We start from the raw sequence: 13,814 nt of genomic DNA, 5'->3' as shown, positions 1-13,814 counted from the left end.
GGGGGTGGTCTTTGGTTTAATAGGCTTGTGCTTCGTGCACGTGGCGAGCGCCTGTAGGATTGCCCCGGTGAGACGATGAGGTCACCGATGAGTGCTTGCGTTTCTGATTGTTGGAAAAGGAAGGACTTGTCATCGTCGTGATGGATCTAGCTTGGTTGAGGTCGCATGTGCGTCTGTGAGCGCTCGCCCTGTTTGCCTTCACGGTCAGTATGCTCCTGGTGTTCCCGCGGGTGAGCTTCGCGCTCGACGGCGAGGAAGAGAGCGCTGGCGGCACGAAGGCCTACGAAATCGAAGTCCAATGGAAAAACCAACCGGAACAGGTGACCTCCGGGCTCGACGTGTTGTCGATGATCTGGTGGATGGACATCAACGATTCTGCCCCCGCCCCTGGAAACGAACCGACCACCGACAACCTGCTGGTTGTGACAGTGGAGAATGCTCATTTTGGCGAGATCCCGAGCCAGTGTCTGAGTGGCGATGCCGGTAAGTCGGCGCTGTCTGAAGACGCCCGCACGTTGACCTGCGACATCGGCACGCGCGACCAGGGCACCGCCCAAATGGTCCTCTCGGGTGTCGAGGTGGACGGCCCGGCAGGATCAAACGTGAAGGCCAAGGCGCAGTTCCGTGGCCTTGAGGCTACACTGCCCGAGATCCCGATCATCGCGCCTTTCATCATGGATGCGAAGTTTGACGGCGGTGGCCCGTCGTCGTTGACGGCCGTGGCCCCCAACTTCCAGGACCTGAACTTCCCCTTCTCGCTGGTGCACTCGGCGGGGTCCTCCAAGGGCCCGTCGGAGGTCAGCTACGACATCACGATTAACGGTGTGCGCAACGAGCGCGTGACGTTGCAGGATGTTGCGTGTGCTCCGATCGACCGCGTGCACTCCGGCTACCCCTACTCGGCCGACGGCTTCCCCGCGAATCAGACCGCGCGTTTCCCCATCTGTAAGTTCGAACTGGTGGACCCGGATACCAATACCTTCCGCCTGACGCTCTCGGACCTCGATTACTCCGGTGATCGTCCTTACTTCGACTCGAACGGTGTGCGCCTGCCGCAGGTGAAGCCGAACTATCCGAACTCGGTGATCGCCGCCGGCGAGCTTCGCGTGAAGGTGCCCTATGTGCGGAGCGGTAATAACGCGAATGACAACACGAATGTGACGCTGAAAGCGTCGACACCCACCTACGTCGCTGCAGATGGCTCCGAGTCGGTTGAGGACGCGTCGAACAATCAGAACCGCGCTCCGATCGTCCGCGGTAACTGGACAGGCGCCTGGGTGGTAGCCTCGCAGTACCCGAAGGCCTACCCCGGCATCGGTTGGTCGGATACTTCGCGGGCGCCCAAGGGTGCGACCGTGATGTCGGTGTCTGGCATTGTGCCGCAACGCACCGAGGCAGCGGCGGACGCCTGGGTGTGCAACACCCTCGATACGGAGCGCGTCGACTTCGTGGATGCGCGCGTCGTGGCCGATGTAGATGCCAAGCCGAATGTGTATTACGGTGATCCGGTAGAGGAGCTCAAGATCCTCTACTACACGGGCGAGGTCAAAGATCCTAACCTGTTTGAATGCGGTACCGTCGAGACGAGACGCGACGAGGGTACGGATGAGAAGGACGGGTGGACCTATACAAGGCCCGCTGATCTGTCGACGGTGAAAGCCGTCAAAGTCCGTGTTTCCCGTGAGAATGGTTATCTGTCGAGTCTGCCGCAGTCGTTTTTCTACCTGGTGGTCGAGCAGCGTATTCACGATGACGTCCAGATCGGCGACGAGGCGGACTACACCATCCGGTTTGGCCTTGAATCCGTGATCGCGAACATGCCGAACGATACCGTGGTGATCGAAGATACCCTTGCGCCCGGCATGACCTATGTGGAAGGTAGTGCCGCCACCGAGCCGACGGTCTCGAAGGACGCGGAGGGCCGCCAGGTGCTGACCTGGACGGTTGAGGACGTCGTGCCCAATATTGACGTGCTCAAGAACAACCCGTACACCATCAACTACAAGGCCACGATGCCGAAGGACGCCAAGGCAGGTGCCGTGTTCACCAACACCGTGGTCGCTTCGAGCCAGGGCAACTCGCGCCGCGCTGAGGTCAAGGTGACGGTGCCGCGAGCCGGCTACACTTCCATCAAGAAGCATGTGGAGAAGCCGGTTGTCGACACCCTGACCAACGGTGTCGCGGTGAACACCTGGACCGTTGATCTGACCTCAAAGGACCCGGAGAAGTCGACCGTCACCGACGTCATCGATGTGCTGCCCTACGACGGCGACGACAAGGGCTCGAAGTTCAGCGGCACGCTGGTAGTGAAGGGTGTCGAGGCAGGGGAAGGCGCGACCGTCTACAGCACGACGGCCGAGGCCTTCACGATCGATGAGGACCCGAACGCCAAGGTGAACGGCAAGACCGGCGAGCCCTCGGACATGTGGACCAAGGGCGTGCAGGAGAACGCGACCGCGATCCGCGTGGTCACGAAGGCCGACTTCCCATACGGCGACACCCAGACCATCACGGTGAAGACGGAGCTGAAGGACGCGAAGTCGGGAGACGTCGTCGTGAACAAGGCCGTGGGGCGCGCCGACCATACGAAGATGCGCATGCGCACGTCCGCCCAGTTCGTGGTGCTCACCCCGGTCGAGCTCACCGTGAAGAAGGTGTGGAAGGATGCCGAGGACGAGGTGGAGGACTTCACCTCGGAGGTGGCTGTGGATAAGGTTGGCGAGAACTACTCGGTTATCGTGACGAACACGGCCGAGCTGGACCCGACGCCTGACCCGACGCCTGACCCGACGCCCACTCCCACGCCGACACCCAAGCCGGATAAGCCCCTGCCTCTGACAGGTGCGCAGACGTCCGCGCTCATGGTCGTTGCTGCGGGAGCGATGGCACTCGGTGTGACGTTCCTGCGCTACGCGCGCAGGCGGTAGCACGCGGTAGCAAGAAATAGTGGGCCCGGTTCGGCAGAACCGGGCCCACTGCTACAGGTGCAGCCTGGGTCCATGCCACGCCGGGCGCCCCGGTGGCTACAGCGTCGGGTTGTACTTGAGGCAGTTGACCTCGCAGGAGCATTCGGTAGCCACCGAGATGCCGCCGGCGAGCTTGCCCTCCGCGCGAAGTTCGAGCAGACGGGGGACCACGCGGTCGCGCAAGGTCCACGGGTCGATCGTGTTGACGTAGATCTTCGAGCCGCCCTCGAAGCCGGCCAGGGTGGACACGCGCCACTTGAGGAGGATCCGCCACGGCATGTTGACGTCGGAATCCAAGGGCTTCGTGTACCACTCTTCGTTGGTGGGCACGTGCGCGCCGGTGGCGGCGTGCATTGCGTGGACCAGGTCCGACATGGCGCGCTGCTCCTCGCGCGTGTGCTCCCACGGCTGGATTCGCGGCGACTTCGACCAGATCTCCAGCGTGGGGTAGCGGTGGCCGAAGCCTGCGATCGCCACCGCGTGCTTGTTCTCCGCGATCACCAGGTTGTGGTAGCTGGCGTAGTTGACCCCGGCCTCGTTGTACAGGTTCGGATTTCGGCGAACCTTCGCCACTTCCATCCGGCCATTGACCGTGCGCTGGTCGATCGCCACGAGCTGCTTGTGTAAGTGGTCGAAGGACGCGCCTGCGGGCTTGAGCCAGTTTTGGAACACCTGCACGTAGCGAACGTACCGGTTCGTCTCATACAGGTCGCGCATCGCCTCCACGCTCATGCGCATGTACCACTCGTGTTCTTGCGGGGTCAGTGTTCCCGACGCCGCAAGCTGCGTGTCGTCCGTCGCCCCGTCCACGAAGTGGCGACGGCTGAGGATGAGGTCGTGGCCGCCCCCGAAGAAGGAGTAGGCGCCCTTGATCTTGTCGGCCTCCGGTAGCTCCTCAAACTCTTCCGGGGTCATGCTCGAGCAATACTTGTTGCGTAGCACGCGCATGACGTGCGCGCGCCCGGCCGGGTCGGCAATGTAGTGGTCCATCCGGCGCTGGGCCGCCGGCGACAGCTTGTAGTCGTAGTTCGCGGCCCAATAGTCGAAGGACAGGATCTCGAACAGGTTCGGCACCCGCCGAAACTCCCACTGCTTCGACAGCATGTCCACGGAGTCGGTCTGGACGATCTCGGCGTCGTCGCCCTTGCGGATCAGGCGTGACTTTTCCGGCGGGGTCTCGAGCACGCGCTGGGTGCAAAAGGCGCAGTGGAGGCCGTCGTGTGCCGGGTCGAGCGGTTGCGGGTCCGGATACTTGATCCCGAGCGGGCGGTTGCCGCGCCCAGGTACAGTCCACACCTCCGTCCCAGAAAATGGGTTCAGCTGCTTGATTGTGCCATCGGCCATGATGGTCAGCGGTTCAGCGAAGGTTTCGTACGGCTGCATCCATATATCCTTTCAGCGTCCGCCCTATTCTATCAGCGCGGTGGCGGTCTTCACATCGGGCTTTGACCCTACCCGGGTAGGTGGTAGAAAGGCGGAGTGAGTGAGCGCGTTCAACTTCCCCGCGAAATCTGGGTTTTGGTGGCGGCCGCGGTGGTCGTCTCGCTTGGATACGGCATTGTGGCCCCCGTCCTTCCCCAGTTCGCAAAGAGCTTTGGTGTCACGACGACGCTCGCCACCGTTGTCGTGTCCGCCTTCGCTTTCATGCGGCTCAGTTTTGCGCCGGTGTCTGGTGCGCTCGCGGCCCGGTTCGGCGAGCGATCGATGTACATGGTGGGGATCGTGATTGTGGCAGCGTCTTCGGCGGCGAGTGCGTTGGCGCAGAATTACTGGCAGTTGCTGGTAGTGCGGGCGGCGGGCGGTGTTGGCTCGGTGATGTTCAGTGTGGCGGCGATGTCGCTCATCATCAAGCTTTCGCCGGTGCATGCACGGGGGCGGGCCTCGGCGGCGTATGGCTCCGGGTTCTTGCTCGGTTCGATCCTAGGGCCGGCTGTGGGCGGGGTGCTCGCACCGCTCGGGTTTCGCTGGCCGTTCGCCATCTACGCGGTCCTGTTGTTGATCGCGGCAACGATCGTGTTCGTGCTGATCCCGAGGGAAGGGCAGCGAGGGGCTGGCGGGTCTGAGGGCGAGGCGCGGGCGGCGCTCGCGGGAGCCGCGGCGGACGCAGCCGGGGATGTGTTGCGCGAGCCGGGCGACGGCGTCGTCGGAGAAAACGTGCGTGCGCCGGAGCCGATGACGATCGCCGAAGCGCTGCAACTGCGGCGGTTTAAGATCGTGCTACTGACCGCGTTCGCGCAGGGGTGGACGAGCTTCGGGGTGCGGGTGGCGGTGGTGCCGCTGCTGGCGGCCGCGATCCCCGGCGCGCCGACGTGGCTGCCGGGCGCCGCGCTCATGGCGTTCGCGGCGGGCAACGGGCTCGCGCTCACCAGGTCCGGCTACCTGTCTGACCTGTACGGGCGCAAGTACCTGGTGGTGGCCGGGCTGACGATCTCGGGCGTGTTCACCGTGCTCATGGGCGTGTGGGATTCGGCGGCGCTGATCCTGGTGGCGTCGTTCATGGGAGGCTTCGGGTCCGGGGCGATCCAGCCCTCGCAGCAGGGAGCCGTTGCCGACATTATTGGGGAGCGGCCGGGGTCGAAGGTGGTGTCCTTCTTCCAGCAGTCCTCGGACCTGGGGCAGATCCTCGGGCCGATCGCCGCCGGGGTGATGATCGATCACTCCGGATACCTGCTCGCCTACGCTTTTTCGGGGGCGATTTTGCTGGTGGTGGCGTTGGTGTGGGTCATGGGCGTGAGGGAAGTCGGGCGGCGGAAGCCTTAGGCTCACCTAATTACTTTGCTAGCGAAGTGCGCGGCCGGGGAGCGGCGCCTGCGGGATAATGGAAGCAATCAAGCCTTTAAGGAGGGCACAATGCAGTACGCAGGCGTTTACGACGATCAGGGTAAGAAGCCATGGGTGATCGACATGGAGGGCGAGACCCTCAATAACGACACCTTCCGCACCACCATGTGGACCGGCAAGCACCTCCAGATGACCGTGATGTCCATCCCGGTGGGTGGTGACATCGGCCTGGAGGTCCACCACGGCATTGACCAGTTCCTGCGCATCGAGCAGGGCAAGGGCAAATGCCAGATGGGTCCCGCGGAGGATGACCTCAACTTCGAGCGCATCGTGGAGGATGACGACGCGATCTTCGTGCCCGACGGCGTGTGGCACAACGTCACCAACATTGGTGACGAGCCGCTGAAGCTGTACACCATCTACGCGGTGCCGGACCACGAACCGGGCACGGTCCACCAGACTCAGGCCGATGCCGAGGCCGATCCGAACGAGGACTAAGACTCACAGACCGAGGGCTTAGGGTACGCCTCAGCGCATAGGCATGGCAATGGCGGGGAGCGGGCGCTCCCCGCCATTTGTGTGCCCGCGGGCGCCGGTACCTGTTCCGGCCGGCCTGGCCGACGGAAGTCGTGAATATATCGGCTGGCGATTGCTATAGGCGCGTGGTGGGTCTTAGGTTCACGAATTGTGTCGGGGGTGGCGCCGATAGCCCGGCGGCCGGGTAGGCTGGAGGGTATGGAACTAGCCGCAGTCATCGTTCAAGCTGGGGGAACGGGGGCGCGCCTCGGGGGTGCTTCCAAACCTGACTATGTGGTGGGCGGCCGGCGCTTGCTTGACATCTTTTTTGACGAGCTCGCCGGAATCGGCTTCTCAGGCAAAGCGGTGGTGATCGCGCCGGACGGCGTGAAAGTCCCGGAGGGAGTCGTGCGCACGTTGGAGGATCCGCCCGGCGGCGGCCCCCTACCGGGAGTCGCCGCCGGCCTTGCCGAACTAGATCTCGGCGACGACGCCGTGGTCGGGCTGGCCACGTGCGATGCTCCCCTCGCGCCGCGGCTCTACCCGTGGTTGCTCGAGCGCGTCGAGTGTGACGGTGTGGTTCCCGCGAACTGCGAGGGTTGGCCGCAATACCTGCATGGCGTGTACCGGCTGAGTGCCCTGCGCGCGCTGACCTTCGAGCGGCACGGTTCGATCCGGGGCGCGTTCGGCGGGCTTGACGTGGCGCGGGTCGAGGACCGCGAGGGCTGGTGCATCGATGTTGACACCCCCGAGGATGCGGAGGCGCTCGCGGCAACACTGGCACGACTGTGAGAGTGCAAGGCGAGCGTGGCGAGGCGTGGGCGGAAGTCGTGAATATGCTGGCTGCCGGTTGCTAGAGGGGCCCGGTAGGGCTTAGGTTCACGAGTTGTGTCGGCGCTCGGGGCAGTGACCAGTTGGCGCATACTGATACTGGAACCATGGAAGTCCGGATTATCGGCTCCCTTGCACGCGGAGATTAAAAGAGATTGGAGGTTTTCGGGGCGAGCTTCCCACATAGAAGATCGCCCCGAAAACGTCCAGGAAATTCAAATGCGCACGAGCCCACCCGCTCGCGCGGCCCGAACTACTCCCGCGCCAGGTCGGCCGCGCCGATAATGCCGGCGTCGTTGCCGAGGGAAGCCAGGAGCACGGCGGGCTCGGGGCGGTACTCGCGGGCCGTGAGGCGCTCAAGGAAGGCCTCACGCGCCGGGCGAAGCAGGACCCCGCCCGCCTCCGACACGCCGCCAGCCAGAACGAACACCTCCGGGTCGAGCAACGCGGACAGGTCGGCCATGCCCTGGCCGAGCCAGCGCCCGATCTCCGCGAACGCGTCGTTCGCTCCCTTGCAGCCCTTCTGTGCGGCCTCGGTGATGATGAGGCCGGTGATCGCCTCCGGGTCCCCGGCGGCGAGCTCGAGCATGCCGGCGGAGCGCTCGCGATCCTGGCGGGCAATCTTGCGTGCCGCACGCAGCAGCGCACCGCCCGACGAGTAAACCTCCCAGCATCCGCGCAAGCCACAGCCACACGGGATGCCACCCTCGACCATGTTGATGTGCCCGATCTCGCCCGCGAACCCGCGCGAGCCGCGCACCAGCTTGCCGTCAAGAATGATGCCACCGCCGATGCCGGTGCCGACCGTGACCACCACCGCCGAGTTGTACTCTCGCGCCGCGCCGAAGCGGAACTCGCCCCAGGCGGCCGCGTTTGCGTCGTTCTCAACCACTGTGTGTAGGCCGGTCGCCTCCTCCACACGCTGGCCAAGCGGCTCGTTTCGCCAGTTGACGTTCGGCGCAAACGTGACTGTTGAGCGATCTTCCTCGATGAAGCCGGCAGCGCCGATGCCGATCGCGTCGGCGTCGTGGGCGCCGAGCTCCTCAATCACTTCTAGGATTGTGGCAACCACGGAGTCGGCCGTGCGCGTATCCGTAGGTTTGCGGGCCATCTTGAGGATGTTGCCATGCTGGTCGACTACACCGGCAGCAATCTTCGTGCCGCCAACATCTACGCCAATAATCTCGCTCATACCTCTATTTTTGCATGATCATTCACGGAATTCAGGCGAGTACGACGGATGGAAGGGCTACTTTCCCAGGTTGCGTTTCCGGCGCGGGAGTGCGTCCTCCGCACGACGACGATCGTCGTCTTCCGCGTCCCCCTCGGCCTCGGCCGGCTCGGGAGATTCGGGAGTGTCGGACGTAGGAGAGCCGGCAGGGCCGGCGGGGTCGGAATCGCCGGAATCTGGCTCTACGGACGCCCCGGAGGTGTCCGACTCGGCCCCGGACTTCTCTGGCTCGGCCCCGGAGTTGGCAGCATCGGCCTGCCTCGGCGCCTCGCCTTTCGCGTGCGTGGCCTTGTCCCGCTTGTGGTCGGATGTGGGAGCCGCCGGCTGCTCGTCCGAGACGATCACCGTGGCGCGCGAGAGCACGCGCGTGACGATGATGCCGCAGATCGTCTGCGCCAGCATGATGGAAACCAGCACCACCACCTGGAAGCGCGCGGCCTCCAGCGGCGAGGCCCCGCCGATTAGCGCGCCCACGAAGGCGCCCGGCATGGTCACCAGGCCGGTGGCCTTGGTTTGGTCGATTGTGGGTAGCAACATCTCCTCGATCGCCGTGCGGCTGACCCGCCCAAACGCCGTGCTCGACGGCGCCCCGAGCGCGAACCAGCCCTCAACCTCCCCGCGTTGCGCCTGCGAGCTCGCAAGGAAGCGCCGCCCGGTCAACGTGGCCGCCGACATCGAATTGCCCGTGATGATCCCACCCATGGCAATGAAGTTCGAGACCGTCAACTCCATCATCCGCACCCCGAACACCAGGGCGATGGTGGTACCCGCGGCGGCGACGATCCCGATCGCCGCCGCCCGCCTGCCATAGGGCAGCTCGTGGAGTCGCTTCCCGGCGGTCAGTGAGGCCACGGTCATCATCACGGCCAGCATGAGCGCGGCTGTCCACGCATACGTGAACACCCCGTGCAACACCAGTGCGAGCACCGCGAGCTGGACCACGGCTCGGATGGTTGCCACCATCGGCTGCCACCCGGCCCTCACACCGGCCCATCGCTGTAGGCCAAGGATCGCCGCCACCGTCACCACCAGCCCGATGCCGGTGGTGACGAACAGCCACGCCGTTTCGTTCACACTGACCTCCCCGCACCCACTAGTCCACGCCAGCCGCGCCGACGCGCGCCTTCACACCACAAATCGCTGCTACTCCTGATCGGCCAGCAGCGCGCCGAGCTCGTCGAGCGCCCCGAGCGAGAGCGCCAGCACCCCGCGGTAGAAGGCCGTGGCGGCGTGCTCCCGTGCGGCGGCGAGCATCTGCGGCGCCCACAGCTCCAGGTGCTCCCGGTAGAACCTGCCCACGACGTCGATGTACCGGTTCGCGTCCGTCAGCGCACTGACCTCGAGCGCACCGAGCGTGCGAACGAGCCCCTGGGCTACGAAGTCGAACTCGAGGCCCACGTGATCGTCCGGCTCCTTGTGCAGGTAGGGGGCTTCGAGCCCCAGCTGGCGGTATTCGGCGCGGACCTGAAGCGTCTCCTCGTCGAACACCAGCCCGTCCTTGCCGCGGTGCACTGATTCGAATGGCGGCACCAGCGCGGTGGCCGTACGGCCGTAGAGGGCGTTGATGTCCGAGCGCAGCTGGTCGGTGCTCTCCCCTTTCTCGAACGACTCGGCCCAGTCGAGCAGGCCGGCCGCCGTGTGCGGCGACTTTGTGCCGGCCAGCGGCCACTCGGTGTACATCTGGCGCAACTGGCCGAGTGTGGCCTCATCCGGCGCGTCGAGGTGCAGGCGCCCCAGGGTGAGGAAGGCGGCCGCGAGGGCGTCGATACGATCTTCGTTCATCATGATGGTCTTTCCGCTCTATTGGTGTTTTGTGCTCTACTTGGCGAGCTTGTGGTCAAGGAAGGAGAAGATGAGGGCGGTCATGAGCGCCACCTGTTCGATGTCAGCGGCACCCGCGTGCCCGCCCTCGGTGTTTTCGTATAGCCACGATTCGTGGCCCATGGCGCTCAGCAGCGCGTGGAACTTGCGGGCGTGGCCCGGGTGCACCCGGTCATCGCGCGTGGAGGTGGTGAGCAGGATTGGCGGGTGCGGCTCTTCGCCTACGTTGTGGTAGGCCGAGTACTGCTCCATGTAGGCCCAGTCCTCCGTGTCCGGATCGCCGTATTCCCCCATCCATGACGCCCCCGCCAGCAGGTGCGAGTAGCGTTTCATGTCCAGCAGCGGCACCCGACACACGATCGCCCCGAACAGGTGAGGGTACGTGGTGTACATGTTGCCCATGAGCAACCCGCCGTTCGAGCCGCCGATCGCCGCGAGCTGCGCCACCGTGGTGATGCCGCGCTCCACCAGGTCCGCCGCCACCGCCGCGAAGTCCTCATACGCCTTGTGACGGCGCTCCTTGAGCGCCGCCTGATGCCAGGCCGGCCCGAATTCGCCGCCGCCACGGATGTTCGCGACGACGTACACCCCGCCCCGCTCCAACCACACCTTTCCGTAGGTGGCCAGGTAGGACGGCAGGCGCGAGACCTCGAACCCTCCGTACCCGTCAAGCAACGTGCGGGTGGGACGCCCGCCCCGCAGCGCCTCCTCCGGCCCCACCACGAAGTAGGGAATCTCCGTGCCGTCCGCCGACGTGGCCCACAGCTGCCGGATCCCCAGCCCCGCGGCCTCAAAGCGCGCCGGTGCCGAGCGTAGCTTGCGCACCGCCAGCTCCTCACGCCCGATCTCACCCATATACAACGTGGTGGGCGTGACGAAATCCGCGACCGTCAGCCACACCTCGTCCGACTCCAGCCGATCCACCGCCGCGATTCCCACCGCGGCGAACTCCGCCGCCTTCGGCGTGACTTCCGCGATCTGCCACGGCTCGACGACGCCTGCGGCCGCCCGCCCCTCAGCACAGAAGAACAGCTTGGTTTTGACGTTGTCGAGGATGGTCATCACCAGGCCCGTGCGGGTGACGGTGAGGTCCAGGAACGACGACGTGGGGGAGGGCGAGTACAGCACTTGCACGTCCTGCGCCCGCGGCTCCGTGAGCGACGATGCTGGCATCACCACCACAGCCCCCGCAGGGAAGGTGGCCCCATCGAGCTCCCAATCATGGCGGAGGGTGGCCAGCAGCCAGTCCCGTACGAAGCCGACCTCGGCCGACAGCGGCATGTTGACCTGCGTCAGGGCACTCGGCAGGCCCGCCCCGAGCGCCTCGCCCTCCGGCCCCACCACGGCCCCGCCACCACCGGCCAGCACGCCCTCCAGGTCTGCAACAAACGAGATCGTGCTGCGGAAGTCCGGGTAGCGGAAGGCAACCAGCCGCTCATGCCCCGGCGTGTGGTCGAAGTACGCCCCCGACAGCACGTCGGTAGCAGCACCCTCGATGATGACGGGCGCGCTGGCCAAATCCTGCCCGCGCCGCCACAGCCGGGCGCTCTTGGGGTAGCCCGAGTCGGTCAGCGTGCCCGGTCCGAAGTCCGCGCCGATCACCACCGTGTCCCGATCCACCCAGCTCATTGAGCCCTTCGACTCCGACTTCTCAAAGCCGCCCTCCACAAAGGCATGGGCCTCCACGTCAAACTCCCGCACGACGTTCGCATCCGACCCGCCCTTCGACATCGTGATCAGCGCCCTGTCATAACTGGGGTAGAGCAACGAGGCCCCGCCGAACACCCACGATTCGCCCTCGGCCTCGCCGAGCGCCCCGATGTCGAGCAACACCTCCCACGCGATCTCCGCCTGCTCCTTGCTCAGGTACTCCTCAAGCCGGGCGCGCCGCCACAGGCCGCGTGGGTGATCCCCGTCCGTATAAAAGTTGTAAATCCATTCCCCGCGCTTGGTGCCGGTATCGAGCTTGTCCGTGGCAGAGAGAATGCCCGCGACCTCATCGCGGTACGCGGAAAACGCCCCGCCGTCAAACTCGGCGAGGGTGCGATCGGACTGTTCGCTCACCCACTCCAGCGAGGCATCGATGTCCTCCAAGTGCAGGTAAGGGTCCGAAAAATCTGTGGCCGTAGCCTGTGGCATCTTCATGCTTCCATCCTACGAGCGCCCTCCGACAGTTTTCGAACGCACGGTGCCCCCGGCGAAAAACCGGGGGCACCTCTGCTGACGTCTTGCCGTTTTGCCGACGACGACCGCCCAGTCGACTCACGACCGCTCGGCCAGCGTCCGACTGCGCGCGGCCGCTCAGCCTTATCCGATACCGATCAGCTGCTGGGAGTCATAGTGGAGCGAGCGCCCCATGAACTCGGCGGCGAGCAGTACCACGAACCCGAGTGTCACCCAGGCCGCGAGGGGTGTGAGACGAGCGAGGGCGGCGTCGTCGGCCATCTTGTAGGCAACGAAACCGACGGCCACGGCGCCCACGCCCAGCAGGATTAGCCGGGTCCAGAAGAACGCGCCCGTGAACGCGGCGGCGGAGATTGCCGCGGCCGGCTCGGGGTGCATCGCGAGGTTCTGCAGGTGAGCGACGTAGGAGATGAGCACGCCCACGGCCGCCAGCGCGGCGAGCGCGGCACACAGCCGGATGATCGACACGGTCCAACGCCACTCCTCGGCGGTGGGCGCGGCGTTGATCTCGCGCTTGTTGGGGGTGAACCCGAGGGTCTCCTTCCAGGTCTTGCCGGCGGCGGGGTCGGTGGTATTGCGCACCGGCACCTCCACGGGCGCGTCCTTAGCGGGCCGCTGACGCACGAGCGTCATGAGCACGAGCGCCATGGTCACCCCGGCGCTGCCCAGCACGATCGCGGTGGCGAAGAACTGGAACGGCACCACCCACGTGTACCAGGCGGGCACGGTGGGCAGGCTCGCGTAGATCATCGACATCGACACGATGAGCGCGACGCCGAATAGCGCGGCCAGCGCCGCCACGCCCTGGCGCAGCCGGAACGAGGCGATCTTGAACCATTGCATGAAGGCAAACACGAAGCCCAGGCCCGCAAAGCCCACGCCGAACACGATCTCGCGGCTCAGCCATGACGTGGCCACGTTGCGGATCACGTTGAGGGTGTGGGTGACGTCGTTCATGTGGAACATGGAGGCGACCAGGCCGAACACCATCACCGGGCCGATGAGGTAGACGATCGGGGTGGTCAGCCGGTCGGCCGTGCGATCGTCGGTGCGGGCAGCGAGCCACATCTGCACAAGACCCAGGATGATAAACATGCCCACGCACATCTGGGCGATGACCGTGAAGATGATCATCGGCAGTTCGTGAAGATTCATCAGATCTCCTTCGGGTTAGCGATCGAGCCGGCGGTGGAGGTCCACGGCTGGGCGTCCTTGTGTGGGTGGATGACCAGGCGCGGCTTGGTGATCGAGGGGTCGGGGAGCGGGGCGACGGCGTCGTTCGTGCCGTGCTCGCTACGTAGCTCGTCGATCGGGCCCCAGCCGAGCGCGCGCGATGGGCAGGCCGCCACGCACGCCGGGTCTTGCCCGGTGGAGCGGTAGTCGTAGCATAGGTCGCACTTGGACATGTGGCCTTGCTCCGCGTTGAACTGCGGGGCGCCATAGGCGCAGGCCCACTCGCAGTAGCGGCAGCCCACGCACTTGGA

The 13,814-nt window shown here is 65.4% G+C and carries 11 protein-coding genes; 4 read left to right on the top strand and 7 right to left on the bottom strand.

Going from position 1 to position 13,814, the window contains the following annotated elements; translation table 11 throughout:
• The first annotated feature begins 209 nt into the window (after positions 1-209).
• Positions 210-2,927: an isopeptide-forming domain-containing fimbrial protein gene (locus HMPREF3167_RS07920; RefSeq protein WP_070446364.1), complete on the top strand. Its 2,718-nt coding sequence runs from the start codon at positions 210-212 to the stop codon at positions 2,925-2,927.
• A gap of 96 nt (positions 2,928-3,023) precedes the next feature.
• On the opposite strand, the gene HMPREF3167_RS07915 is transcribed toward HMPREF3167_RS07920, so the two are convergent.
• Entirely contained in the window at positions 3,024-4,349 is a 1,326-nt protein-coding gene (locus HMPREF3167_RS07915) for a DUF4921 family protein (RefSeq protein WP_070446362.1), read from the bottom strand.
• 96 nt (positions 4,350-4,445) lie between these two features.
• Between HMPREF3167_RS07915 and HMPREF3167_RS07910 the strand changes: the two genes are divergently transcribed.
• The 3 genes from HMPREF3167_RS07910 to HMPREF3167_RS07900 all read left to right on the top strand — a co-directional run bounded on the left by HMPREF3167_RS07910 (position 4,446) and on the right by HMPREF3167_RS07900 (position 7,055).
• Positions 4,446-5,726 carry an MFS transporter gene (locus HMPREF3167_RS07910; RefSeq protein ID WP_070446360.1) on the top strand — a complete coding sequence of 427 codons (1,281 nt, stop codon included), beginning with the start codon at positions 4,446-4,448 and terminating at the stop codon, positions 5,724-5,726.
• A 90-nt stretch (positions 5,727-5,816) separates the two neighbouring features.
• A complete protein-coding gene (locus HMPREF3167_RS07905) occupies positions 5,817-6,245 on the top strand; it encodes a cupin domain-containing protein (protein ID WP_062614087.1) in 429 nt (142 codons plus the stop codon).
• 237 nt (positions 6,246-6,482) lie between these two features.
• Positions 6,483-7,055, top strand: coding sequence for a molybdenum cofactor guanylyltransferase (locus HMPREF3167_RS07900; RefSeq protein ID WP_062614086.1), 573 nt, complete (start codon positions 6,483-6,485; stop codon positions 7,053-7,055).
• Positions 7,056-7,347: 292 nt separating this feature from the next.
• On the opposite strand, the gene HMPREF3167_RS07895 is transcribed toward HMPREF3167_RS07900, so the two are convergent.
• The 6 genes from HMPREF3167_RS07895 to HMPREF3167_RS07870 all read right to left on the bottom strand — a co-directional run.
• Positions 7,348-8,286 (bottom strand): ROK family glucokinase, encoded by a 939-nt coding sequence (locus HMPREF3167_RS07895; protein ID WP_068538546.1) that lies wholly within the window; start codon positions 8,284-8,286, stop codon positions 7,348-7,350.
• Positions 8,287-8,343: 57 nt separating this feature from the next.
• Positions 8,344-9,399 carry an ABC transporter permease gene (locus HMPREF3167_RS07890; protein ID WP_068538547.1) on the bottom strand — a complete coding sequence of 352 codons (1,056 nt, stop codon included), beginning with the start codon at positions 9,397-9,399 and terminating at the stop codon, positions 8,344-8,346.
• A 69-nt stretch (positions 9,400-9,468) separates the two neighbouring features.
• Complete coding sequence (locus HMPREF3167_RS07885; RefSeq protein ID WP_070446359.1) at positions 9,469-10,110, bottom strand: TorD/DmsD family molecular chaperone; 642 nt, start codon at positions 10,108-10,110, stop codon at positions 9,469-9,471.
• Between the two features lie 33 nt (positions 10,111-10,143).
• Entirely contained in the window at positions 10,144-12,291 is a 2,148-nt protein-coding gene (locus HMPREF3167_RS07880; RefSeq protein WP_083281133.1) for a prolyl oligopeptidase family serine peptidase, read from the bottom strand.
• Positions 12,292-12,453: 162 nt separating this feature from the next.
• Positions 12,454-13,485, bottom strand: a complete 1,032-nt coding sequence (locus HMPREF3167_RS07875; RefSeq protein ID WP_068538548.1) for a dimethyl sulfoxide reductase anchor subunit family protein — start codon at positions 13,483-13,485, stop codon at positions 12,454-12,456.
• A partial coding sequence (locus HMPREF3167_RS07870) for a 4Fe-4S dicluster domain-containing protein (RefSeq protein WP_371440127.1) occupies positions 13,485-13,814 on the bottom strand: 330 nt, incomplete at its 5' end. The genes HMPREF3167_RS07870 and HMPREF3167_RS07875, both read right to left, overlap by 1 nt.

Source organism: Trueperella sp. HMSC08B05, assembly GCF_001808405.1.
GTDB lineage: Bacteria > Actinomycetota > Actinomycetes > Actinomycetales > Actinomycetaceae > Trueperella > Trueperella bernardiae.
The sequence above is the reverse complement of the archived record's forward strand: the minus strand, read 5'-3'. Positions and strand labels throughout refer to the sequence as shown.

Coding starts and splice junctions, on each gene's coding strand:
- HMPREF3167_RS07900 (WP_062614086.1), top strand. CDS start 6,483: ATGGAACTAGCCGCAGTCATCGTTCAAGCTGGGGGAACGGGGGCGCGC.
- HMPREF3167_RS07895 (WP_068538546.1), bottom strand. CDS start 8,286: ATGAGCGAGATTATTGGCGTAGATGTTGGCGGCACGAAGATTGCTGCC.
- HMPREF3167_RS07920 (WP_070446364.1), top strand. CDS start 210: ATGCTCCTGGTGTTCCCGCGGGTGAGCTTCGCGCTCGACGGCGAGGAA.
- HMPREF3167_RS07875 (WP_068538548.1), bottom strand. CDS start 13,485: ATGAATCTTCACGAACTGCCGATGATCATCTTCACGGTCATCGCCCAG.
- HMPREF3167_RS07905 (WP_062614087.1), top strand. CDS start 5,817: ATGCAGTACGCAGGCGTTTACGACGATCAGGGTAAGAAGCCATGGGTG.
- HMPREF3167_RS07915 (WP_070446362.1), bottom strand. CDS start 4,349: ATGCAGCCGTACGAAACCTTCGCTGAACCGCTGACCATCATGGCCGAT.
- HMPREF3167_RS07885 (WP_070446359.1), bottom strand. CDS start 10,110: ATGATGAACGAAGATCGTATCGACGCCCTCGCGGCCGCCTTCCTCACC.
- HMPREF3167_RS07880 (WP_083281133.1), bottom strand. CDS start 12,291: ATGAAGATGCCACAGGCTACGGCCACAGATTTTTCGGACCCTTACCTG.